Origin of the sequence: Acinetobacter sp. XH1741 (assembly GCF_041021895.1) — a bacterium.
Lineage (GTDB): Bacteria > Pseudomonadota > Gammaproteobacteria > Pseudomonadales > Moraxellaceae > Acinetobacter.
Map to the genome: position 1 here is coordinate 192,901 of NZ_CP157428.1, position 25,763 is coordinate 218,663.

Below are 25,763 nucleotides of genomic sequence, written 5' to 3' on the forward strand. Positions count from 1 at the left end.
GAAGAAAGTGAGAAGAATTAGCTTGTATATGTATCTTCTCACAAGAGTTCCTAACTTATTTCCATGGTCTCAAATCTACAATTTTAACCACTTGAGCTGAGTTTTTATCCATTAAAACAACCATATCTACAGTATTTGCTTTTAAAGGAACCCATGAATTAGCTTCTGGATATTTTTTCAAAATATTTTCTACATCTTGTTTAGAGTTATATTCTTTAAGTCTTTCTAGATTTTGTAAATGTTGTAAAAGTTGTGATTTTATTTGACTCAATTCTTTATAGTTTTTTGGATCTTGTGCTAAAGCTATTCCACTGAATAACTCTTGAAACATTTCTTTCTGCTTTAATTGAGGAACATTAGAATATTGGATACCAACAAATTTTGGACCTAAACATGAAGGTTGATATGATTTAGAAATCACTTCATTATCACGTATTAATTCAAATTGATCGACACTGTATACTATCCATACAGGTCTGCCTTTAAATACATGATAACAGCCAAAAAGAAGCGCACTAATTTGAAAAATACAAATAATAGTCAAATCAAATTTTAGAGTTTTCTTACCTTCTTTATAAATAAATAAACCTAGTAGGGGCCCAACAATAACATCGACTAAAATTAGTAAAAATAATATATGTTCCAATCCAGTTGCTTTCTGCAAAGGAGTGGGATACCACATAAGAAAAATACAACAAAGCAATAAACTAATGACTATAAGTGAAAAAGTTATATGTACTATAAAAAACTTAATACGTTTACTCATATGTAATCCAAGTAAAAAGCTGGAATAAATCCAGCTTTTTACTTTAAAAATTAATTAGTTTTTACAAGAACCAGGAAGATATTTTGCATCAATATTTGTATCATTTTTAGTGCCTGCCGCTAAAGTAACACCTGTAGGTGTTGCAGCATTACCACAAACCCAAGTAACATTCTTAGCTGCGTCTACACCAGGAATAAGGGTTAAGATTTTTGCAGCTAATGCATTACTATTCGCTTTGTTACCATAAGTTACGTTTACAGCACCCGAAGCTACAGCAATATCAGTCACATAGTTACCTTTATAATCAGTACTTGTACCACCAGCACATGCTGCAGAGGCATTTTTACCACAGACTGCTGCTTGAATATCGGTTGGCCATGAACCAACATCTGTATAATAGTCATTGACTGCAGTTTTAACACCACCTGCCATATTAAGACCTTCAGTCACTTGTGAGCGAACTGTATAATCTTGATAAGCAGGAATCGCGATTGCCGCCAAAATACCGATAATCGCAACAACGATCATAAGTTCAATTAATGTAAAACCTTTTTGTGCATTCATAGCCTTTTCCCCAAAGATTGTATATCTGTTTTTATATAAGCTTTTTCAGCTATCAACTATATAGCATCAACTGTGCCAACTTTTATTTTAATTTAAAAACAATAAGTTATGATTTAAAACTGTTAAGCTTAAAAGTATACTAGGCAAATAACTGACGAAAATTGTCACTCTAATTTTATTAGGACTGAATCACCAATAAAAACTACTCCGTAGCCTACTTCTTTTTTTTATTCTTTAATGTGATAAAAATCTCTTTAAAAATAGTTAAATAGGTGACATTTTTTGTCAGTCGTTACATCAAGAATTAATTTAAAAAACAGCTAAATTTTTATGGAAAAAAACTAATTTATAATAATCGGTGCATTCCCCAATTCATTTAGTTGATCTGGCAAGTTTTCATCGTAAAAGCGTGACATCACATCACCAATTTGCTGAACACCAATCACTACAGCTTGTAAATACTGTTTTTGTTTGAGCTGCTGCACAATAGACGCACAAATCTGTTGCCACACTTGATCAGTGGTCGCGTTTCTAATACCACGGTCAAATACAATTTCAACTGTGCGTTCACATAAGTTTAAATAGAGCAGTACACCACTATTGAGCTCTGTATCCCAAACACCAAGTTCTGCAAATAATTGCTGCGCCCTTAAGCGCGTATTTTGTCGATACGCTTGTGAACATGGAATATGGCCTTCTATAACGACCTGTATTTCACCGGCGTGTCCAAGTTCTGCCTGTTGTACCGCTTTAGCGATAGTTTGCTTATCTTGTTTGGTAAAATATCGGCTACTAGCTGGGAAATAACATAGGTGTTTAAACCAACGTTTTAGACTTGGCTCTACCGTCCCATCAATTTTGGGCTGAGTAATGATATGCGTTGTTTCTGACGTTGTTACCATGAGCCCGATGCACCTCCACCACCAAAACGACCGCCACCACCACCGTAGCCTCCTCCACCGCCGCCGAAGCCTCCACCGCGTCCACCACCACCGCCAGAACCGCTAAGAATAGCCTGTAAAATAAGCTGGGCAATTGAGGTAATGAGTAAAAAGAAGATACCAAATCCAAGTAGTAAACTAGTAACCAAGCCAGCACCGTTTACAAAGCCTGCCACAGCTGCGGCAACACCTGCTGTAGATGCACTAAGTGGTCGACCAACAATAAAAGACCCCACAATTCCTGCAATTAAAATAAACAAAGCCATTGTGAGCGTTGTTTGTTTAGCTTGCTGTTCTTCAACAGCTTGATGTTGGCGTTCTTTTAAATCCTGAGCAGCTTGCTGAGCAACTTCCGGATCTAAATTTAAAATCCTTCCGATTTCATCAAGACCTGCATTTAACCCTTGGGCATATTGGGCTTGTTTAAAATAAGGTGTAATTTGGTTTCGAATAATCCGGCTCGCAACAATATCGGGTAATACACCTTCTAAACCATATCCAGTGAGAATTTGTATGCGATGATCATTAACTGCAACTGCGATAAGCAAACCATTATCTCTTTTACTCGAACCAAGTTGCCACTTTTCGCCTACCCGCAAGGCATAATCAAAGATATCTTCTTGACCAGTAGTTGGCACAATCACAATACCTATTTGCGCCTTACCTTGTTGGTATAGATTTAAAATTTTCTGATTAAGCTGCTGCTTTTCAGCCTCACTCAAAATATTAGCTTGATCAATCACAGGTTGATTTAGTGTAGGCAAACCACGAATTGATTCACCATCAGCCATATCACTCGCAACCTGAGCTTGAGGGGCGGCACCCGAAGCAGCCTGTTCATTTACTTTAGGCTTCGATGCTTGAGCTTGCTGCTGTTGAATAATTTTACCAGCGACTACCGTATCGGTTTCATCTGTAGCAGTGGCAATGTTATTCTCACTCCAAGCCGCATTCTGAAACAGAACACCGCAGCAGAGCAGAATTAAGGTAATAACAAATACCCTAATTTGCTTAGACTGAAGCAATATAGTATTTCTCATGCGGCACTCCCTTGATTCAGATTAATCAAAAGAAACTTTTGGAGCCTGTTGAGCCGATGCTTCGGCAGAGAAATTGGCTTTTGGATGCATACCAATCACTTTTGCAGTCACTGCTTGCGGGAACTGACGTACATAAGCATTATAGTCTTGTACCGTTGTAATATAACGATTACGTGCGACTGCAATACGGTTTTCTGTACCCTCAAGCTGAACTTGTAGTTCCTGGAACTGAGTATTGGCTTTCAAATCTGGATAATTTTCTGAGACTGCAATAAGACGAGATAACGCCCCAGTTAACTGGCTTTGTGCCTGTTGGTATTTTTCAAGTAATGCAGGATCTTCTAAAACTTCTTTATCAACCTTTAAACCAGCAACATTTGAACGTGCTTGGGTCACTTCAGTTAATACCTGTTCTTCATGCTTCGCATAGCCTTTTACTACATTCACAAGATTTGGTACTAAATCTGATCGACGTTGATATTGGTTTTGTACTTCAGACCAAGCTGCTGTTACAGCCTCATCTTTAACTTGCAAAGTATTATAGCCGCACCCAGAAAATAGTAAGGTACTGGCAAGTGTCGTCGCGATCGCTAATTGTTTCAACGTTTTCATCGTCACATTATCCTCAAGTTTTTCTTTATATTTTTAACCTCTTGACCCGATTGTATGATGAATTTGGCATTATTGTGTTGCTTTTATTTTATAGATTTAAAAAAACCGGATCTTAAAATCCGGTTTTTTACTTAGCTTAGCCTTTGGGCTTTTTCCTCTTGGAAACTTGCCATTTGATATTCATCTGCTAAATAACTTTTCCAGTAATCGACCATATGCCCATAATCTTTTTGGCTGGGATGAAAGTCTTTTTTGTAATAGGTAAAGTATTCGGGAGCCAGCTGAACAAGCATTTTAATAAGCAAATATAAACCAGATATATTTCCTCCCAATTTAGGCAAGCTCCTCCATTTATCTTGCCAAAATAATCTTGTCGTTCCATAAAAAGCAAGGCTTGCGAAGCCTGTAGTAACACTACGCATGAGTAAACGGCGAATACGGTCATCACCATATACGTGTTGATAGACATCAAATGCAACTGAACGATGTTCAATTTCTTCAATTGCATGCCAGACCCAAAGTTTTAAAGCATCTTGATCCAGAGTTTTTAATAATTCGGGATGCTGTAAAATATACCCTCCTAGCAAAGCGGTAAAATGCTCAAATGCGCAGGTAAGGGCCAGCTGTAATTTAGGCGAAATCGTTCTTAAATATTTATCACGCTCATCTAACCAAGCCTGAAAACGATCCAGATTGTAGTCATCACGGCGCCAAGCTTCATTAAACTCACTATGGGCTTTCGAGTGCATAGCCTCTTGCCCAATAAAAGCTGCAATCTGTGCCTGTAATTGAGGGTCGGAAACTTTATCACGTACATTACGCACACTATTTACAAAAAACTGCTCCCCTACAGGAAATGTTGAAGAAAGTGCAGTTAAAAAATGAGACATCAAAGGTGAATTTGCAAAATAATAGCGCTTAATTGCCTGAGGATTAAACTCAAGGCGACGTACTGTAATACCCAATGCTTTTCGACGATTTAAATATGATTTTTCTGACGTCATACCTGCGATGTTCATACTCAACACCTATTGTATTGAAGAAGGAAGCTTTGAGTATGTCGTGGGCTTATACAGTCAAAAAGGGCAAAAAAGCTTATTGTATATGCCAAAAGCATCAAACTGATGAGTGGAAAAAATAAAGCCTGCATGTCGCAGGCTTTATTAAAAACTTAAGAAGTGATTTTTAAATTAAACACCGAGGTAATCCAAAATGCCTTCAGCAGCTTGGCGACCTTCCCAGATCGCAGTAACCACAAGATCTGAACCACGCACCATATCGCCACCCGCAAAGATTTTTGGGTTTGATGTCTGGAATTTGAATTCTTGCTTTTCAGGCGCAACAACACGGCCTGAACCATCAAGATTAATATTCGCATTACCAAACCAATCCGCAGGACTTGGACGGAAACCGAAAGCTAGTAAAACTGCATCAGCTGGCAATACTTCTTCAGAACCCGGAATTGGCTCAGGGCTACGACGGCCACGACTATCTGGTTCACCCATTTGTGTCGTTACTACTTTGACGCCTGTCACTTTGCCGTTTTCACCAACAATTTCGATCGGCTGACGGTTAAACAAGAATTTTACGCCTTCTTCATACGCATTTTTTACTTCGCGTGCAGAACCCGGCATATTGCTTTCATCACGGCGGTATGCACAAGTAACATCGTGAGCACCTTGACGTAGTGAAGTACGGTTACAGTCCATTGCAGTATCACCACCACCAAGAACAATAACTTTTTTACTATCTAAGCTGATGTATTCACTTGGGTCTTTTTCCCAACCTTGGCAACGGTTCACGTTAGAGATTAAGAAATCAAGCGCGTCATAAACGCCATCAAGATCTTCACCTGGGAAACCACCTTTCATGTAGGTATAAGTTCCCATACCCATGAACACTGCATCATATTCTGCAAGTAATTCATCAATAGTGATGTCTTTACCAATTTCAGTATTTAAACGGAATTCGATGCCCATACCCGTGAAAATTTCACGACGGCGTTTCATGACATCTTTTTCCATTTTAAATTCTGGAATACCGAATGTAAGTAAACCACCAATTTCAGGACGCTTATCGAATACAACCGGTTTAACACCACCACGAGCTAGAATATCCGCACAGCCTAAACCCGCTGGACCAGCACCAATGATTGCAACTTTTTTGTCAGTCCATTTTACGCCTGACATATCTGGACGCCAGCCCAAAGCAAAGGCTGTATCATTGATATATTTTTCAGCATTACCGATCGTTACTGCACCAAAACCATCATTTAAAGTACAAGCACCTTCACATAAACGGTCTTGTGGGCATACGCGACCACATACCTCAGGTAGTGTGTTCGTTTGATGACAAAGCTCAGCAGCTTGGAAAATTTGGCCTTCAGCGATGAGTTTCAACCAGTTAGGAATGTAGTTATGTACAGGACATTTCCATTCACAATAAGGGTTACCACAGCCTAAACAACGGTGAGTCTGATTAGTGACCGTTTCCGATGTAAAAGGTTTATAAATTTCCACAAATTCTGCTTTGCGGACAGTAATATCTTTTTTCTCTGGATCTTGACGTGGTACATCCAGAAATTGAAAGTCATTATTTAGGCGTTCTGCCATGTCTCTCTCCGTGGGTAGGCGCGGATTTCCTTGTTGCCCGCACCTGCCTATGTCTTTGCAGTCGTGGAATTATTGTGGGTCAGCTTGTGTTGTTTTCAAAAGTGATTGCAAGTTAGCAGCTTTTGGTTTTACAAGCCAGAATTTACGGCTGTAGAAATCGAACTCATTGCGGATTTTATAAGCCCAAGCACTACCAGTTTCTTTGATGTGCTCATCGATAATACGCAACAAGAACTCTTTATGATCTTCCATAGATTCTGTTGAAATACGATTTAAATCAATCAATTCGTGGTTATAGTAATCTACGAAGTCATTATCAAGGTCAAGTACATAGGCAAAACCACCAGTCATGCCTGCACCGAAGTTATGGCCTACTTTACCAAGTACGGTCACCACACCACCTGTCATATATTCACAGCAGTGATCACCTGCACCTTCGATTACAGCAAATGCGCCAGAGTTACGAACTGCAAAACGCTCACCTGCTGTACCTGCTGCAAAAAGCTTACCGCCAGTTGCACCATACAAACACGTATTACCAATAATTGCTGTATTTTGTGTTTGGAAAGGTGAACCTTGTGGTGGGAAAATCGAAATACGACCACCCGCCATACCTTTACCTACGTAGTCGTTTGCATCACCTTCAAGACGGATGTGTAAACCACCAGCATTCCATACACCAAGTGATTGACCCGCTGTACCTATTAAGTTCATGACAACCGGATGTGCTTCCATGCCTAAGTTACCATAGCGACGAGCAATTTCACCTGACACACGAGCACCGATCGAACGGTCACAGTTCACGACATTAAAGTTGAACTGGCCACCTGCACTTGACTCAATTGCAGGAAGCATTTCAGCAACCATTTTCTCAGCTAATACGCCTTTATCAAATGGTGCATTACCTTGTACTTCACAGTACTGCGCTTTACCTTCAGCAGAAGGATGTGAAGTTAACAGTGCACTTAAATCAAGGTGAGCATGTTTTTCAGTTTCACCCGGCAACACTTCAAGTAAATCAACACGACCAATTAAGTCTTTCAGTGATGAAACACCTAATGCCGCTAACCATTCACGCGTTTCTTCCGCAATAAAGTGGAAGAAGTTGATGAGCATTTCTGGCTCGCCAATATAGTGTTCTTGACGTAAATGATCTTGTTGAGTTGCAACACCGGTCGCACAGTTATTTAAGTGACAAATACGGAGGTATTTACAACCTAAAGCGATCATCGGTGTTGAACCAAAGCCAAAGCTTTCAGCACCTAAAATTGCTGCCTTGATCACATCAAGACCAGTTTTTAAACCGCCGTCAGTTTGTACACGCACTTTGCCACGCAAGTCATTTACACGAAGTGCTTGATGCGCCTCGCTAAGACCCAATTCCCATGGAGAACCCGCATGGTGAATTGATGAAAGTGGAGATGCTGCTGTACCACCGTCATAACCAGAAATGGTAATGAAGTCTGCATAGGCTTTTGCAACACCTGCTGCAATTGTTCCTACACCCGGTTCAGATACCAACTTCACAGATACCATGGCTTTAGGGTTAACTTGTTTCAAATCAAAGATAAGTTGAGACAAATCTTCAATTGAGTAAATGTCATGGTGTGGAGGAGGTGAAATAAGTGTTACACCCGGTACCGAGTAACGCAAACGTGCGATTAAGCCATTTACTTTACCGCCCGGTAACTGACCACCCTCACCTGGTTTCGCACCTTGAGCGACTTTAATTTGTAGCACTTCAGCAGAAGTTAAGTAAGCAGGCGTCACACCAAAACGACCAGATGCAATTTGCTTAATTTTCGAGTTACGAATTGTGCCGTAACGCGCAGGATCCTCACCGCCCTCACCCGAGTTTGAACGACCACCAATCGTGTTCATCGCAATCGCAATCGCTTCATGAGCTTCTGGTGAAAGCGCACCTAAAGACATCCCTGCCGAGTCGAAACGTGGCAAGATATCTTCAACAGATTCAACTTGTTCAACTGGAATCGGATTGGTTGTTTTCAACTTAAATAAGTCACGAATTGTCGCGACCGGACGGTTATTTACCAACTCCGCATATTCTTTAAAGTCTTCGTATTTACCAGAGCGGACTGCTTTGTGTAGCGAGTTAATCACATCTGGGTTGAACGCATGGTACTCTTTATCAAATACGAATTTAAGTAAACCACCTTGATCAATTGGTTTACGATTTGACCAAGCTGTTGCTGCTAATTTTTTCTGGTCTTTTTCAAGGTCAACAAATGTAGCACCCTGAATACGACTTGGGACACCTAAGAAACACTGATCTACCACTTCAGAAGATAAACCTACTGCTTCAAAAAGCTGACCACCACGGTAAGAAGCAACGGTAGAGATACCCATTTTTGAAAGAACTTTTAGTAAGCCTTTTTCAATACCTTTACGGAAGTTTGCTTGCGCATGGATTGGATCACCTAAAAGCTCACCCTTAGCAATCAAGTCGTTGATTACGTCATATGCAAGATATGGATAAACTGCTGTAGCACCAAAACCGAGTAACACCGCAAACTGGTGCGGATCACGTGCAAAACCAGTTTCAACCATGATGTTTGCATCAGTACGTAAACCAGTTTTGATGAGGTAATGGTGTACCGCGCCAGTTGCGAGTGCAGCGTTTGCAGGTAAGTAACCTTGACGAATATTTTTATCTGTTAAAACAATTAAAGTTTTACCATCACGAACAGCTTGTGCAGATTCTTCACAAATACGGGTAATTGCCGCCTGTAAACCTTCTGTTTCCGCATAGTTCAAATCAATATCAACTGCTTCATAACCCGGGCGCTCAATGCTACGGATTTGCTGCATTTTTGAATTTGACAAAACAGGGCTAGAGATGATGATACGATCAGCATGCTCAGGGCCTTGCTCAAATACATTCTGCTCACGACCTAAACAGGTTTCGAGCGACATGACAATTGACTCACGCAGTGGGTCAATTGGTGGGTTGGTCACTTGAGCAAACTGTTGACGGAAATAGTCTGTCACATGGCGTACTTGACGAGACAATACAGCCATTGGCGTATCATCACCCATCGAACCAACAGCTTCCTGACCACTTTCAGCAATTGGACGTAATAACTGATCGCGCTCTTCAAATGTCACCATAAACATTTTTTGAGCTGCTTTTAAAGCATCGCCAGTTAAACCCTTATCAACCAATTGTTCTTCAAGTTCTGGATTTGCATTTAAACGAATCGCATGATCACGTAACCATTCACGGTACGGACGCATGTTTTTCAGATGAGTACTCACATCTTTAGTATCAAGGACTTTACCTGTTAAGGTATCGACTACCAAAATTTGGCCCGGGCCTACACGACCTTTAGACACTACATCTTCAGGCTCATAACCCCACACACCAATTTCAGATGCCAAAGTAATGTAATCATTTTTGGTGATCACCCAGCGCGCAGGACGCAAGCCATTACGGTCAAGCATACAGATTGCATGACGACCATCTTGAATAACAAGACCAGCTGGACCATCCCAAGCTTCCATATGCTTAGAGTTAAACTCATAAAATGCACGTAAGTCTGCATCTAAAGTTTCTACGTTTTGCCAAGCTGGCGGTACAAGCATACGTAAGGCACGGAATAAATCCATACCGCCACCGACCAAGATCTCAAGCATGTTATCCAAGCTTGAAGAGTCAGAACCCGTACGGTTTACAATCGGGTTAAGCTCAGTAAGACCAGGTAATAATGGGTTTTCAAATTTAGGAGTACGCGCCAATGCCCAGTTACGGTTTGCCGTAATGGTATTAATTTCACCATTATGCGCAAGATAACGGAATGGCTGTGCCAAAGGCCAACGCGGTAAGGTATTTGTAGAGAAACGTTGGTGGAATACCACAATATGTGATTTTAAACGCTCATCAGCCAAGTCAGTATAAAACTCAGCAATGGCAGCAGGCATCATTAAGCCTTTATAGCTAATCACTGTCGAACAAAGCGTAGTCACATAAAATAGCGGATCATTTTGAAGTTGTTGTTCCGCACGACGACGTGCCAAGAATAACTTACGGTTGAACTCAACCTCTGTTACACCCATTGGACAGTTGACAATAACTTGTTCAAAAGCAGGTAAAGATTGAAGCGCAATCTCACCTAATGCATCGTTGTTTGTAGGGACAATACGCCAAGCGAGTACACGTAAACCTTCTGACTCGATTTCTTTTGTTAAAATATTTTTAGAGTGCTGTGCTAATGCTGGATCAATATTTAAAAATACCGTACCCACAGCAAAAATTTCACTTAGTGTAATGTCACTCAGTTTTTTTGCTTCATCACGGAAAAATTGCTTTGGCATCGCCAATAATAAGCCGCAACCATCTCCCGTCTTGCCATCTGCGGCAATACCACCACGGTGCGTCATGCAACTTAAACTGTGAATCGCGGTTTCTACTAGATGATGACTTGATTCACCCTTCATATGGGCGATCAGTCCAAAACCACAGTTATCCTTAAACTCATCAGGCTGGTATAAACCTTGAGCGGGAGCTACAGTATTAGGCGATGGCATGTGCATAGCGTACCCTTCTTTCAATAAGGCTCTTTCGAGCGTCAAACAAACAACTTCTCTTTGCGATAGTGCCTACGGATGATGGTTAGCTCAATGTTTCGCAAAAAAAAATTTTGGGCGGATAAGCCAATATACGCTGTTCAATAATTGCGTACACTGGTTTTTGCTAGAAAAATGTTTTGACTTATTTCGCACTCTTTTAAAGCAGTTCGACCCCACGACTCTGCATAGAATTCACTTCTTAGAGGGCTAAAATAGTTTGCAGCACATTAATAAGCACAACAATAAAGCAAAAACTATGCCAACCTAAAAAAATTGGATTAAACCTTTATAATTATTAGAAATATATTTGTTTTATTCGCGTTATCACCTAGAAAAATGACCAAATATGCACCAAATATGATCAAAAAATATTATCACAACCTCACATTGCACCATTTTTGCGCAGAAAATTGGTTGGTTTAGTTTCCTTTTGTGCCCTCATTTGTAGCATTTTTTGGTTGATTGTCATTTGTACGAGTTTGATTCGGCTTATTAGGTTGATCAATATTAGAATTTGATTGCTGCACATCAACCACATTTCCTTGTGCATCACGGCGAACAATTGTCGTTTTTGTAGCTGAATTAGTTGCAGGTGCTTTCGGCTGAGCATTTATAGCGCCGCTAGTGCCTGACATTAATAAAGACTCATCAATGGTAGGCAAAGCTGCTGGGCGCAATCTAACTTCATAAAGCTGATTATTACCCCCTTTCATCTCATCTGCCCCCAAGTCATTTACCAATGAGGCATAACTTGAGAACTGCTGTGGCTGAGGTTTAACTGACTCAGGTAAATGGAGATTAATTTGTGTTAATTGTTGAACCGCATCTTCTGAACGTTTATATATCCCATAAACTAACACGTACTGTTCTGCTTGCTGTTCCCCACTTAAGCGGAAATAAATAAATTTATTACGATCGGTACGATTCTTTAAAAAGTTTTTAATGATGTCTTCATCAGAGGCACGGAACAGTTCAAGCGTCCATTGTTTTTTATTTTCATTAATAAATTTGGTACCACGAAATTCAGGCTCATGCTCACCCGAAGCAGCAACAGTGCGTGTAGTCAAATCGAGTGGACGCACTTCGTCAGCCAAAGCACCCAAATTAGGTGTAGTCGCAACTTTTTCTGGTTGAATTTGTACAGGTGCTTCAGAATCAGCGGACTTTTCAACTTCAACCAGTTTTTTGCTATCGGTAATGACCCAAAAAATAAACGCGAGGAATAAGCAGGCAATACCACCAACCAACCAGATATATTGTTGAACATTCTGCCAAAGTGTACGTGATACAGTCATGCTTTACCTTATTTGTTATCCGTGTTGATTTGCCAAAATAGCCTGTTTCATCAATTCGACATCAAAGTCTTTAGTAATTACAGCTTGTCCAAGTTGCTTTAACAACACCAAACGTAATTGCCCATTCAGAACTTTTTTGTCATGAGCCATATATCCAAGGAAATCATCCAATGGAATTTGTGGACATGATATCGGCAAATTAGCACGTTGAATGATTTTTTTTGTACGAGCTAAATCATCATTTGAGATCCAGCCCAAACGCTGTGATAAGTCTGCCGCCATGACCATACCTGTTGCTACAGCTTCACCATGCAACCATGTACCATAACCCAGATATGACTCAATCGCATGACCGAACGTATGACCTAAATTTAGTAAAGCACGCTCACCTTGCTCTTTTTCATCATTCGCCACAATACGCGCTTTATGAGCACATGAACGATAAACTGCTTCAGCAAGTAGGTCAGCATCTCCTGCAACCAACCCATCCATGTTTTCTTCAAGCCAAACCAAGAAATCGACATCACCTAAAAGTGCATATTTAATGACTTCGGCTAAACCAGCTGACAGTTCACGTTCTGGCAATGTCTTTAATTGTGCCATGTCAGCTAAAACGACTTGTGGTTGCTGAAAAGCACCTAACATATTTTTGCCAAGTGGATGGTTAATGCCTGTTTTTCCACCAACACTTGAGTCTACTTGTGAAAGTAATGTGGTTGGCACTTGGACAAAATAAACGCCACGCTGGAAACAAGCGGAAGCAAAACCAGCCATATCTCCAATCACACCACCACCTAAAGCTAAAACCGTACAATCACGATTAAAACCTGCTTCAAGTAATGCATCAAAAATCAAATTTAAATGCTGAATATCTTTGTATTTTTCACCATCAGGCAAAATACATGTTGCAACCGTTTTACCTAAACTTTTTAAAGCATCTTGATAATGGCTTAAATATAAAGGTGCAACCGTAACATTGCTTACTATCATGACCTGTTGACCATGAATATAAGGTTCTAATAGTTGTTTCGGGTCAAGTTGACTACCAATAAAAATAGGATAACGGCGTTCGCCTAATTCAACATGTAAAGTTTGCATGAATTTATAAAACCACTAGTCAGTTCGTCTATTTTAACTTGTTCGATAGAATAAGTTGCAAAATCTTTTGTGCAAGATCACGTGCAGCACCTTGATTAGTTTCAATCGTATAGTGTGCAACTTCACGATATAAAGGATCTCTGATCTTTAATAAATCCCGTAATTTCTGTTCAGGATTTTCAACTTGTAATAAAGGTCTGTTTTTATCGCGATAAGTTCTTTGTAGTTGTAATTCAACAGGAGTATAAAGATAAACAACGATTCCACGTTGTTTTAAAAATTCTCGGTTAGGTGCTTGAGTAATTGCGCCACCACCAGTTGCTAACACCAATGCTCTACGTGAAGTCAGCTCATTTAAAACCACTGTTTCACGAGTACGGAACCCCACTTCTCCTTCTTTTTCAAAAATCCAAGGAATAGTCGCCCCTGTCTTGCGCTCAATTTCATGATCACTATCTAAAAATTCACGCCCTAATAGTTCTGCTAAATGACGTCCAACGGTTGTTTTTCCTGCCCCCATGGGCCCTACCAAATAAATATTTGGTAGGGTTTCAAACGCTTTGCTTGGCAAGGCGCCACCTATTTCAATTGCTTTCATTAAAAAATATATTAATGATTTCTCGCTAAAGTGTCATTAACAATTCGTGGTGTTACGAAAATCAATAACTCTTGTTTATCATCAGACTTTACATCTTTTCTAAATAAACGACCGACTAAAGGAATATCACCAAAGAAAGGAACTTTAGTTTGGGTGTTCGTCGTTGTTTGCTCAAATACACCACCTAAAATGACGGTTTCTCCATTATCAACTAGCACATTGGTATTAATATTATTCTTATTCAGAATTAATTCACCATTCGGTGCTTCACCCGCTACAGAGTCCTTAGAAATATCTAATTTCATTTGAATCTTACCATCAGGTGTAATGCTTGGTGTAACATCAAGACTTAAGAGCGCATCTTTAAATGATGTCGTTGCTGTAGAACCAGCACCAGAAGTGGTTGTCATTAGATAAGGAACTTGTTGACCCGTAGCAACTTTCGCAGTTTGCTTATCAGCAGTCATCACTTTTGGAGTCGAAATAACTTCACCATAGCCATCAGCCTGTAAAGCCGAAAGCTCTAGATCCAACATAAAGTCAGACATACTAATGAGACCAAAGGCAATACTTCCCGCTGGATTAGACACGCCTAAATCTACGTTTAAGTTGTCTGGACGCTCAATCGTATACTTATACCCCCCAGTAGTTTCATCTTTTTTAGGGTCACGTAAGTTCCACAAGGTTGTTTCACTACCACCAACCAATAAATTTTTATTATTGGTAATACCTTGCGAAAGAATACCCCACTTTACCCCAAGTTCTTTTGTAAATGAGGTAGAAGCTCTAACAATACGTGCCTCAACCATAACCTGTTTGACTTGTACATCAAGCAACTCAATCATTTTACGAACTTTATCAATATTTTGTGCTGTATCATTTACAATCAAGGTATTAGTGCGTGTATCAGCAACCGCGCTACCACGAGAGCTTAACAAACTTTCTAAAGCAAGAGCATCTGAATTGGTAGTACGGTTTGCAGCTGCCCCTTTTGCATCACGAGAATCTTCGATTAACTTAAGTACATCAACAGCTTTCGCATAACTCATACGGATATAATCTGTTTGGATCGGTGCCAACTTAATAGTTTGTGCTAAAGCTTTTGCCTGATCATCCTCTGCTTTAATTAACTCCGCAACTGGAGCAATCCAGATCACATTTCCATTACGGCGTTTATCAAGATTCTTAGTTTTTAAAATAATATCGAGTGCTTGATCCCAAGGTACATCTTTTAAACGTAATGTGATATTACCCTGCACACTATCAGCCGCCACCATATTAATGCCTGTAAAATCAGCAAGTAACTGTAAAACACGGCGCACTTCAATATCTTGAAAGTCTAGTGAAAGTTTATTCCCAGAGTAATTTGGTGTTTTATATAAAGATGTTACATTCTTATCTTGTGGGCGCTTAAGACTGATTGTTAACTTATTTTCAGCCTGATATGCCATATATTCATAGCTACCAGATGACTGAATCGTAATCACACCCGTGCCTTTATCATTATAAGCATCAACACTTGAAACGGGAGTCGCAAAATCATTCACATTTAAACGGCGCGCTAAATGTGTAGGAATTTTCGTGCCTAAAGTTTTTATAACAACTTTACTGCCTTGCTGTTGAACATCTACAGGAGTATTACTTCCTAAAAGGTCTACAACAACTAATCCCTCACCCTGACTACCGCGTTGAAAACCAATATTTGAAACGCCTTGTGGCTGTACTTGAGCAACTGGTATAGGCTTGTTACTGGTTTGAACCGAATTGATTTTTAAAATAAAGGTATTGCCTTCTACACGCGTTGTAAATGCACCGGCATCCTTTAGATTTACAGTCAAACGTGAGCGCTGGTCATCTGAGGTGATATCAACTGAACTTGCTTCATTGGTTGTAACAGCAATTTTAGATTGTTTAAAACCTTGCTGTGTCTTATCAAAATCCAGAATTAAACGCGAAGGATTTTCAAGTTGATAAGCTTGTGGTTGTGGTGGCAAGCCATTAAACATAACTCTAATTTCTGTGCCCTGACCTGCAATTTGCATTGGTACAATATTGGTCATGCTGACCTGTGCAGATGCAGCCTGCATAATTGCAATCGCTACAGCCCCCATAGAAAACTGACGGAATACCTGATTCATTGTCTGACCATCCCCAATTAAATAATCTTTAAAAATACTTTTTCGTTGTTATTCCCTAGGTCTTAGGGTGCAGGCCCAATCAGGACCAATGTTCTCGGTCTCTCAACATAGCCTTCTCGACCATCTGGTACGATCTCGACCAGATCAATTTGGGTCGGACTAATATGGGTAATACGGCCTTGATTCATACCCATATAATTACCCACTTGCACTCGTTCAACTTGATGATCTGGTGTCTGAATAAGAGCCAATATTTGGCCACTATTATTACGCATGCTTCCCTTCATATTTAAAGCTTCAAGTGCATAACTTTCTAATGGCTGAGGAGCACGTGAGAAATTCGGATAAACCCGTTTCCCCGCCATAATTTTAAGTTCAGCAGCAAGAGAACTTGGCATAAATGGGCTTTTTAATTGATGCGCTGCATAATTAAATTGTGGCACTGGCGTAAAAATCGGAGCCGGCTCAATAGGCAACGGTGGTTGATTCCGGATATTTGCCATTTGTTGATTAACAGCATCAATGCGTGAATCACATCCCACAAGAGCAGCACAAGCCAAAATACAAAGAGTAATTTTCTTAATTTTCATCATAACTCTCCTATTTCGGCTGAGCATTAGTGCTCGTTGGAGCAGGTGATGCTGGCGCCTTGGCCGGTTTTGCCGGTGCGTCTGTTACTTCTACATAGCGATACGTTTTCGCTTTAATAGAGTAATTTAGTACAGGAATATCTGATTTACTGTCTTTATCAGGAGCAGCTTCCACAACAAAATCATGCATGGTCACAATACGTGGTAAAGCAGCGATACTACTTACGAAAGCACCAAAGGCGTGATAATCGCCAGTTGCCTCTATGGCAATCGGTTGCTCAATAAAGATTTCCTGTTTTACTTCATTTTCTAGACGGATATTCTTAAATTTCAATCCAGAATTAACGCCTGTTAAGTTGATATCTTCAACTAAACTAGGAATCTCTGTTTCTTTTGGCAACTGCTCTAATTGCTGATTGAAATTTGCCTGCATTTCTTGAAGCTGCGCTTGGTACTGCTGTAAGTTACGTAATTTCGAATCTTTTTCTCGAAATTCATTTAATAAATTACTTTCTTGCGCTTGAGCATTATCAATAGCTTGTAATTTTGGCTGAATCACAACGAAATAACCCAAAGCCAATACGGCAAAGAAAATAAAAATCCAGCATGTAATTTTTACAGATATTGGCCAACTACCATAGTTGTTCATATCAAGCGTATTAAATTGCTGAAGGAATTTATCGAAATTAAATTTCTTTTTCTTTACAGTTGATTGTTCTAATGCCAATTCTTGAAGTTCATCTTGACTCATTTGGCTGCCCCCGCACTTTTATCTACGGATGGTTTATCAGCATCATCAGTTGTGGTCACGCCCATTTCCCCCAAATCGACAGTCACAACAAAACTACCGTAGTGGTCTTCTACCCTAGGAAGAAGAGAACTCGCAGTCTTATCTTTTTTCTCTTCAGTAGCCAAAAAAGAGTTCATAAATGCATTACGATACCAAGGCGATGCTTCAAGATTACGAAGTAATTCAGCAACTGTATTTGGACTTTCCGCTTTACCTTCAATCGTAAATTTATCCCCAGTTCGGCTAAACTTAGTGAGATACATTGCTGGTGGTGTAACTCGAACAAGTTCATCAACCAGTCTTACGACTACTGGGCGTTGGCTTTGTAAACCCTGAATCAACTTCATACGCTCAATGATGGCATCGCGCTGTTCTTGTAAACCGTTTAATGCTTTTAATTGTTGATCGAGGTTTTGATTGGTACTTGTAATCAGTTGATTTGCCTGTTCTTGATCATTTAATTTTTGATCAAAATAAAACCATCCCCCAAATACGGTTGTAATTCCTAAAACGACTACCCCAAAGCATAAAGTTATAAATTGTTTTTTTCGTTGCTCCCTCAGCGCTTCGCGCCAAGGCAGTAAATTAATTGTTGCCATTAATTAAAACTCCTTAAAGCCAAGCCACATGCCACCATTAAAGATGAAGCATCATTTTCAATTTTTTGAACATCGACTTGAGGAGAAAAACCCATTTGTAAAAACGGGTTAGCAATAGTGACACGATAACCTAATTTTTGCTGTAAAAGCTTCGCAAGGCCCGGAATATTGGCATTGCCGCCTGCCAGTAAAATATGGTCTATTTCGTTAAACTGAGATGAAGAGAAGAAAAATTGTAATGAGCGCGCTGCTTGCTGAACCACAGCATCTAAAAATGGCTCTAGAACTTCGATGTCATAGTCATCAGGTAAAGAGCGATCTTTTTTTGCTCGACTCGCTTCTTCTAACGACAAACCATAACGACTTTGAATTTCAAGCGTGAGTTGTTTACCACCGAAAACTTGTTCTCGGGTATAAATAATTTTGCCATTTTGCATGACAGATAGTGTTGTCATAGTATGACCAATATCTAAAATCCCTATGGTATTTGCACCCATGGGTAAGCTATCAGCAAACACACTAAAAGCGCGCTCAACAGCATAACTTTCGACATCAGCCAATTTAGGATTTAAATCTGCCAATTCAAGGACTTCAACACGTGTTTCAACGTTTTCAGTTCTTGTTGCAACCAAAAGTACATTTACACGATTGGGATTCGCAAGGCGATCAGGCAAAACCTCAAAATCAAGGCTCACCTCATCCAACGGGAACGGTATATACTGCTCCGCATCAACGCGAATCTGAACTTCACGTTCGTCGTCGCTCATATCTGCATCCATTTCGATGGTTTTATGAATCACCGTCGAGGTCGGAACAGCAATTGCAGCATTACTGGTCTGGGGATTTGCTAAACTCATCGCCCTTTCCAAAGCTTCCGCTACTGCTTCTGGATTTAAGATATTTTTTTCAACTACACTGTTTTCAGGTAAAGGCATCAAAGCATAGCTTTCTACCCAATATTTACCGTTCTTGACAGAGAGCTCTAACAACTTAACAGAAGTCGAACTAATATCGACGCCCATTAACCCCTTATTAGGTTTACGATATAACCTGAGCACACTATTGTCCTATTATTTTTTTATCCCCAAAAAAAATTACAAACCAATAATCTCGGTCTTTATTTTTACACGGATACAATATCTCATCTAACAATCCGCATGTCTAAAGGCTATACTGACCACAATTAGTTTGTATTCGATCTTATTAAAGCTTACTTATCATGAAAAAGCTATCCAGTTTGGGCTTCGTGCGTCCAATTTTTTTGATCATTATTATTATCTTAGTCTCACTTCCGATGGGATTTTATGGCATGTATCTCTATATTGCCCCAACCCTTCCGGAAATGAGTTCATTAAAGAAAGCACCGCTTTTAAAACCACTGCAAGTCTATACAGCTGACAATCAACTTATTGCTGAGTACGGTGGTAAACTTTCTATTCCGGTTGAATACAAACAAATTCCTCCTGCTTTTATTCATGCATTCCTAGCCGCAGAAGATTCATCTTTCTTTGAGCATAGCGGTATTAGCTTTAAAGGTTTAGGCCGTGCGCTAAGTGAAAGCGTGACTGGTTCTGATGTGCAAACTGGTGGTTCGACTATCACAATGCAGGTGGCAAAAAACTATTATTTAAGCCCAGAAAGAACCTTAAAACGTAAGCTAACAGAAATCTTTTTAGCTCGAAAAATTGAGCAGAATTTATCTAAAGAAGACATCTTAAGTCTTTATGTAAATAAGATTTTCTTAGGTAAAAATGCATACGGTATCGCAGCTGCTGCAAAAATTTACTACAACAAGAGTATTAATGAGCTTAGCATTGCCCAAATGGCGATGATTGCCGGCTTACCAAAAGCACCATCTAAATATAATCCAGTGGTTAACCCTGAGCGTGCTCTTGAACGCCGTAACTGGATTTTAGGCCGTATGTTACAGCTCGGTTATATTACTCAAGCACAATATCAAAAAGCTGTTGCTGAACCGATTAATTTAAGCATGCCGAACCGTGATCTAAATAATATTCATCCATATGCAGGTGAAATGGTTCGTTCAGAGCTTGTAAAACATTTTGGCGAACAAGCAATTGACTCAGGCTATAAGGTTTACACCACAATTAATGCCAAACGTCAGGCGATTGCAGAAAAATCTGTACAAGATGGGCTTGAAGCTTATGACCGTCGTCATGGCTGGCGTGGTGCTGAAGCTCACGATAAGCCTTTAAGTGAATTTAGAGCCTATGCCAATACCTATCCAGCAGAAGTGACTAAGGTCAATAGCAGTTCTTTTGAAGCCTTAATGCAAGATGGTTCAACAGTCACTGTGCAATGGTCTGGCATGTCATGGGCCCATCCCTATCGCAATGCAAATAGCGTAGGTCCCGCACCTTCGCGCGCATCTCAAATTGTAAAAGTAAAAGATATTGTACGTTTACGTCCAAATGACGCTAAAACTGCATGGTCTTTAGTCCAAGTTCCAAAAGTTCAGGGACAGCTCATTGCAATTAATCCAAATGATGGCTCAATTGAAGCAATTGTGGGTGGTTATAACTTCTATCAATCAAAATTCAACCGTGCTTTACAAGGCTGGCGTCAGCCGGGTTCTACAATCAAACCATTCCTCTATGCGTTAGCGTTAGAGCGTGGTATGACCCCTTATAGCATGGTCAACGATAGCCCTATTACCATTGGCAAATGGACACCGAAGAACTCTGATGGTCGTTACTTAGGTATGATTCCATTACGCCGAGCTTTGTACTTGTCGCGTAATACTGTATCTGTAAGACTTCTACAAACTGTAGGGATTGAACGTACTCGTCAATTATTTATGGATTTTGGTTTACAAGAAGACCAAATTCCACGTAACTACACCATTGCTTTAGGTACACCTCAAGTGTTACCAATTCAAATGGCAACGGGTTATGCATCGTTTGCAAACGGCGGTTATCGCGTTCAACCTCACTTTATTCAACGCATCGAAGATGCATACGGTAAAGTCATTTACGAAGCTAAACCAGAGTATGCGTGTATTCCATGTATTAATGCCCCTGAAACAACTCAAGATGCACAGGCAACCACACCTGATGATCAAGTTGTAGAAGTGACCAATAAAGAGTTAGAGCAAAAAGAAAAGGCAGCTAAACAGCTTAACCTTAAACAGACTGATAAAAACAACAGTCAATATCGTCAAGCTCAGCGTATTTTAAAATCAAGCTCTGCTTATGATATGGCCAATATCTTACGTGATGTAATTGAACATGGTACAGGTCGTGCTGCGCTTAAAATCGGTCGTAGTGATTTAGGTGGTAAAACAGGTACAACTAACGATGCAAAAGATGCTTGGTTTGCAGGCTTCAATGGCAAATTAGTTGCGATTACTTGGGTCGGTTTCGACCAACCAACAACACTTGGCCGCCGCGAGTATGGTGGTATTGCAGCATTACCAATCTGGATTAACTTTATGGATCAATCCCTTAAAGGTACTCCAGCGGCTTGGGTTAGTTTAGAAAAAGATGCACAAGCTCCTATTTCTCGCGACAAACAAGCAGGTGTTACTGAAGTAGGTGATAAGAAAACCTATCGTGCTGCACCACCACTCGCACGCCCACTCTATCGTCCTGCGCCACCACAACCGAAAGCGAACACCAACAATGACTTTGATGATTTGCCTGGTGAGGAAATTGTAATTCCGTCTAAAGCAGCGCCTCCAGCGATGAAGCCTTCACAAGGCACAGCGCCGAAGCGTGACAAAGATGAATTAGAAAATTTGATTAATCAAATTGAGTAAATATAAAAAAGCCATCGTTAGATGGCTTTTTTATTACGCTTTTGAAAAAGATAAATTTGAAAAGATGCAGTAACTTGCAAATGTGGTTGCTGCTCTAACTGCATACGGCGCTCTGGGGATGCTTTATAAGCATAAGGCGTCATAGCAATTAAGTTTTTTAGGGCTTCTTGATCAAGTAATAAAGGAGCATCTATAACTTGCTGTTCTTTTAACTCAAATAGATCTTGCAGTTGTTCAACAAACTTTTGTGGGGTGTGTGGATTGACCTGTTCAAAGAGTACTTCACGCATTGCATATAAATGCTCCGTTGCGGGAGTCACCACAATTAAATAGCCATCATCTTTTAAAACACGCAAAATTTCTGTCTGTGGAATCGGACTAAAAAGGCTTGTGCATACATCCATACTTTGATCAATCACAGGCAAAGTTGCGCCTGTACCGACCACCCAAGTCACTTTGTCGTTTAACTTTGCTGCGCGCTGTACTGCATTTTTAGCAATATCCACACCAATACATTGCTCAACAACATGTTGCATCGCACTGGTGTAATATCCCTCACCACAACCAATATCGAGTACAGCTTTGGCTTTAAGTTGCTTAAGCAAATCAACTACAGCTTGCTGTAAAGGTTGATAATACCCACCCTGTAAAAAAGCACGACGTGCATCAACTGACTCTGGTGTATCACCCGGATTTTTACTATGTTTGTGCTGTACAACATGCAGGTTCACATAACCTTGTTTCGCAATATCATAGCTATGGCCCTGTTCACATCGCCATGTTTTACTTACTAACTCAAGTCGTTGACGACAGACAGGGCACATTAAATTTTGCATAGTCACTTAATTATTCTCTTGTTCTTTTTGTTGTAAATAAACTTTTGCTTGTGTTCCAACAAATGTACGCCCTGGGTTTGTACCAGAAATCCATTCATCTATTTCAAACAAATCAAATAAACCAATTTTGATTAAAGTAGGAACAGCAAGTTTTAATTCCTCTTCAATTTGGCCTCTTTGTCCCGCATTATACAAATCAATGTTATACAGCATAGTCGCAACTGTTCCAGTTTGTACCTGACTACCATCTTTGAGTACGACTTGAGGTAATACTTGCCCATCACTAACCACTTTTTGATTAATCACAGATAATTGGTCTAGCCCAACAACTTTTGTCATTTACCTCTCCAATAAAAAAAGCCAGTAGAAACTGGCTTTATATTGATACCAAAATAATCTCTAGCGCAATTTTAAGGTCATTAAGCCTAAAACCACCAGTATAATCGTAATGATCCAGAAACGAATAACAACTTGGGTTTCTTTCCACCCTTGCTTTTCATAGTGATGGTGCAATGGCGCCATCAAGAATACACGCTTATTCCGCATTCGTAACGAACCGATTTGTAAGAATACAGATACCGCTTCCATCACAAAGACACCGCCCATAATCGCAAATACGATTTCTTGGCGTACCATCACAGCAATTGTTCCAAGCATCGCACCTAGAGCTAAAGCCCCCACATCGCCCATGAAAACTTGCGCAGGGTGTGCGTTATACCAAAGAAATGCCAAGCCTGCACCAATCATGGCAGAGCAGATTACAACAAGTTCTGATGTGTATTTCACATATGGAATATGCAAATAATTAGCAAAACGGATGTCACCAGATAAATAAGCAAATACACCTAAACCAGAAGCAACCATTACGACTGGCATAATCGCTAAACCATCTAAACCATCTGTTAGGTTCACTGCATTAGACGCACCGTTAATCACCAAATAAGTGAATACAATAAATGCCAAACCTAAAGGAACAATAGACAGTGGAATTGAAAGATTCTTAAAGAAAGGAATCAATAAATCCAGCATATTTGCTGTGTGTTCTGCATTAGATTGTTCAGTTGCAATTAAATATAACGCGATACCAGCACCAAGTGATGCAATAGAAGTCCAGAAGAATTTCTTACGAGCAGGTAATCCAGCATTATCTTTATAGCGAATTTTAATCCAGTCATCTGCCCAGCCAACCGCGCCGAACACAACCATTACACCAAGCACAATCCAAACATAAGGGTTAGATAAATCCGCCCACAACAAGGTACTAATACCAATTGAGAGCAGGATTAAAATCCCGCCCATTGTTGGTGTACCCATTTTTTTGGCATGATTTTCAGGAGCAAACGAACTTACTGCCTGACCGTATTTTAACGCTTGTAATTTACGAATCATGATCGGTCCGAGAACCAAACCAATGGTCAGTGAAGTCAATACACTGAGTAAAGAACGTAATGTTAAATAACGAACGACCTGAAACGAACTGTGATAGCCCGCAAGGTGTTCAAACAACCATAACAGCATTTAAAGTTTCTCCATCAAATCAGCCATCAACGTTTCCATATGAGTAAAGCGAGAACCTTTAAACAGGAAACTCATGGACTGGGGTTGATGTGTTTGGATTAGATTGATTAAAAATGGAAGCGCATCAGCTTGAGTCTGAAATGCTTTCAATTTATTAGAATGAAGGCCTGCACCTTCGAGAGCAGCTGAGGCAAACTGCCCAACTGCAATAATATGGTCTAAAGGAAGCTCGGCGAGATCACGACCTAAATCGTGATGTTCTTGCCAACTGCTATCGCCTAACTCACCAATATCCCCCATCACCATGACTTTAATGCCATTTTGTTGAAGTAATACTTGTGCCGCAGCACGCATAGAGGTTGGGTTAGCGTTATAAGTGTCATCAATAAATAAGTAAGGCGCTTTTTGAATAAAGTTCAAACGGCCTTTTGCACCTTGTGCTTGTTCCAGACCTTGTACAATATCTTCTAAGCTTATTCCTAACGCTAAAGCGAAGGCTACAGCTGCCGTTGCATTTTGTACATTATGCTCACCAGCAAAAGGCAGTCTTACCAGACCAGAACCTTGCGGTGTATGCAACTTGAAATTAGCAGACTGCGGCAATAACTCGATATCTGTTGCAAAGACATCACCACCTGTACCAAAGGTAGAGATTTGATAACCTTTTGCAGCTTCACGGATCTCATTGGTAAAGTCATCTTGTTGCGGAACGATAGCAACGCCCTGCGGCAAAATATGACGATAGATTTCCGACTTAGCGCGGCAAATACCATCACGTCCGCCGAACTCGCCCAGGTGGGCAGTACCAATATTTAAAATACCCGCTACATGCGGCTGAACAAGTTTTGATGTGTAATCAATCTCACCTTGATGACTCGCTCCAAGTTCCATCACGGCATACTGATGTTCCTTGCGAAGTTCAAGCAACATCATAGGCACACCAAGGTCATTATTTAAATTGCCTCGGGTGATCAATGTAGGTGCTAAACGAGATAATATGCTTCCAAGCATCTCTTTCGTGGTGGTTTTACCACTACTTCCCGTCAAAGCAATTACTTTTAATTGTGGGTTTTGCTCACGACGATAAGCACCTAGATGTCCTAAAGCCAAACGGGTATCAGCAACCACAAGTTGAGCAATATCAACATCTAAAGGACGCTCAACAATCGCAATTTGGCAACCATTTGCAGCGACTTGCGCAACAAAATCATGCGCATCAAAACGCTCACCTTTTAGTGCTAAAAAGGCATCCCCACTTTCTGCATGACGCGAATCAGTCAAAACACGTTTAATTTCAGTTTGAGGTATCTGGTCTTTATGCCAGTAACCTTGGGTTGCCTGTTGTAATTGTTGAGCTGTCCACGGTTCCAAAGGCACGGTACTGGTGGTTGAAGTATGCAT

21 protein-coding genes are annotated in these 25,763 nt (G+C 40.2%); 1 reads left to right on the forward strand and 20 read right to left on the reverse strand.

Annotated elements, in window-relative coordinates:
* Positions 1-55: 55 nt before the first annotated feature.
* The 16 genes from tfpZ to ABLB96_RS01120 form a co-directional block, all read right to left on the reverse strand.
* The gene (tfpZ, locus tag ABLB96_RS01045; RefSeq protein WP_348895792.1) at positions 56-766 is read right to left on the reverse strand and encodes a TfpX/TfpZ family type IV pilin accessory protein; all 711 of its coding nucleotides are present in this window, start codon (positions 764-766) and stop codon (positions 56-58) included.
* Positions 767-820: 54 nt separating this feature from the next.
* A complete protein-coding gene (locus tag ABLB96_RS01050) occupies positions 821-1,330 on the reverse strand; it encodes a pilin (protein WP_348895793.1) in 510 nt (169 codons plus the stop codon).
* A gap of 341 nt (positions 1,331-1,671) precedes the next feature.
* On the reverse strand, positions 1,672-2,232 hold the full coding sequence (locus ABLB96_RS01055; protein ID WP_348895794.1) for a TPM domain-containing protein: 561 nt from the start codon (positions 2,230-2,232) through the stop codon (positions 1,672-1,674).
* Entirely contained in the window at positions 2,226-3,311 is a 1,086-nt protein-coding gene (locus ABLB96_RS01060) for a TPM domain-containing protein (protein ID WP_348895795.1), read from the reverse strand. Before ABLB96_RS01060 ends, ABLB96_RS01055 begins: the two co-directional genes overlap by 7 nt.
* Positions 3,312-3,332: 21 nt before the next feature.
* Positions 3,333-3,923 (reverse strand): LemA family protein, encoded by a 591-nt coding sequence (locus ABLB96_RS01065; RefSeq protein WP_348895796.1) that lies wholly within the window; start codon positions 3,921-3,923, stop codon positions 3,333-3,335.
* Between the two features lie 131 nt (positions 3,924-4,054).
* Positions 4,055-4,942: a metal-dependent hydrolase gene (locus tag ABLB96_RS01070; RefSeq protein ID WP_348895797.1), complete on the reverse strand. Its 888-nt coding sequence runs from the start codon at positions 4,940-4,942 to the stop codon at positions 4,055-4,057.
* 171 nt (positions 4,943-5,113) lie between these two features.
* Positions 5,114-6,535, reverse strand: a complete 1,422-nt coding sequence (locus tag ABLB96_RS01075) for an FAD-dependent oxidoreductase (protein ID WP_348895798.1) — start codon at positions 6,533-6,535, stop codon at positions 5,114-5,116.
* Between the two features lie 69 nt (positions 6,536-6,604).
* Positions 6,605-11,080 carry a glutamate synthase large subunit gene (gene gltB, locus ABLB96_RS01080; protein ID WP_348895799.1) on the reverse strand — a complete coding sequence of 1,492 codons (4,476 nt, stop codon included), beginning with the start codon at positions 11,078-11,080 and terminating at the stop codon, positions 6,605-6,607.
* 461 nt (positions 11,081-11,541) lie between these two features.
* Positions 11,542-12,417, reverse strand: a complete 876-nt coding sequence (locus tag ABLB96_RS01085; protein ID WP_348895800.1) for a hypothetical protein — start codon at positions 12,415-12,417, stop codon at positions 11,542-11,544.
* Positions 12,418-12,432: 15 nt separating this feature from the next.
* The gene (aroB, locus tag ABLB96_RS01090; protein WP_348895801.1) at positions 12,433-13,515 is read right to left on the reverse strand and encodes a 3-dehydroquinate synthase; all 1,083 of its coding nucleotides are present in this window, start codon (positions 13,513-13,515) and stop codon (positions 12,433-12,435) included.
* 28 nt (positions 13,516-13,543) lie between these two features.
* Positions 13,544-14,113, reverse strand: a complete 570-nt coding sequence (gene aroK, locus ABLB96_RS01095; protein WP_348895802.1) for a shikimate kinase AroK — start codon at positions 14,111-14,113, stop codon at positions 13,544-13,546.
* Between the two features lie 11 nt (positions 14,114-14,124).
* Positions 14,125-16,251, reverse strand: coding sequence for a type IV pilus secretin PilQ family protein (locus ABLB96_RS01100; protein WP_348895803.1), 2,127 nt, complete (start codon positions 16,249-16,251; stop codon positions 14,125-14,127).
* A gap of 62 nt (positions 16,252-16,313) precedes the next feature.
* Entirely contained in the window at positions 16,314-16,841 is a 528-nt protein-coding gene (locus tag ABLB96_RS01105; RefSeq protein WP_348895866.1) for a pilus assembly protein PilP, read from the reverse strand.
* Positions 16,842-16,851: 10 nt separating this feature from the next.
* Positions 16,852-17,592 carry a type 4a pilus biogenesis protein PilO gene (locus ABLB96_RS01110; RefSeq protein ID WP_348895804.1) on the reverse strand — a complete coding sequence of 247 codons (741 nt, stop codon included), beginning with the start codon at positions 17,590-17,592 and terminating at the stop codon, positions 16,852-16,854.
* Positions 17,589-18,230: a PilN domain-containing protein gene (locus ABLB96_RS01115; RefSeq protein ID WP_348895805.1), complete on the reverse strand. Its 642-nt coding sequence runs from the start codon at positions 18,228-18,230 to the stop codon at positions 17,589-17,591. The genes ABLB96_RS01110 and ABLB96_RS01115 overlap by 4 nt, the downstream gene beginning before the upstream one ends.
* On the reverse strand, positions 18,230-19,288 hold the full coding sequence (locus ABLB96_RS01120; RefSeq protein ID WP_348895806.1) for a pilus assembly protein PilM: 1,059 nt from the start codon (positions 19,286-19,288) through the stop codon (positions 18,230-18,232). The genes ABLB96_RS01115 and ABLB96_RS01120 overlap by 1 nt, the downstream gene beginning before the upstream one ends.
* 161 nt (positions 19,289-19,449) lie before the next feature.
* Here ABLB96_RS01120 and ponA point away from each other — a divergent pair, with 161 nt between their 5' ends.
* A complete protein-coding gene (ponA, locus tag ABLB96_RS01125) occupies positions 19,450-22,008 on the forward strand; it encodes a penicillin-binding protein PBP1a (protein WP_348895807.1) in 2,559 nt (852 codons plus the stop codon).
* 17 nt (positions 22,009-22,025) lie between these two features.
* Here ponA and ABLB96_RS01130 read toward each other — a convergent pair whose 3' ends face one another.
* Genes ABLB96_RS01130 through murF form a run of 4 tightly spaced genes read right to left on the reverse strand, consistent with a single transcriptional unit; the run spans position 22,026 to position 25,763 of the window.
* On the reverse strand, positions 22,026-22,850 hold the full coding sequence (locus tag ABLB96_RS01130) for a putative RNA methyltransferase (protein WP_348895808.1): 825 nt from the start codon (positions 22,848-22,850) through the stop codon (positions 22,026-22,028).
* Positions 22,851-23,183 carry a hypothetical protein gene (locus ABLB96_RS01135; RefSeq protein WP_348895809.1) on the reverse strand — a complete coding sequence of 111 codons (333 nt, stop codon included), beginning with the start codon at positions 23,181-23,183 and terminating at the stop codon, positions 22,851-22,853.
* A gap of 60 nt (positions 23,184-23,243) precedes the next feature.
* On the reverse strand, positions 23,244-24,362 hold the full coding sequence (gene mraY / locus ABLB96_RS01140) for a phospho-N-acetylmuramoyl-pentapeptide-transferase (RefSeq protein WP_348895810.1): 1,119 nt from the start codon (positions 24,360-24,362) through the stop codon (positions 23,244-23,246).
* Positions 24,363-25,763, reverse strand: coding sequence for a UDP-N-acetylmuramoyl-tripeptide--D-alanyl-D-alanine ligase (gene murF, locus ABLB96_RS01145; RefSeq protein WP_348895811.1), 1,401 nt, complete (start codon positions 25,761-25,763; stop codon positions 24,363-24,365).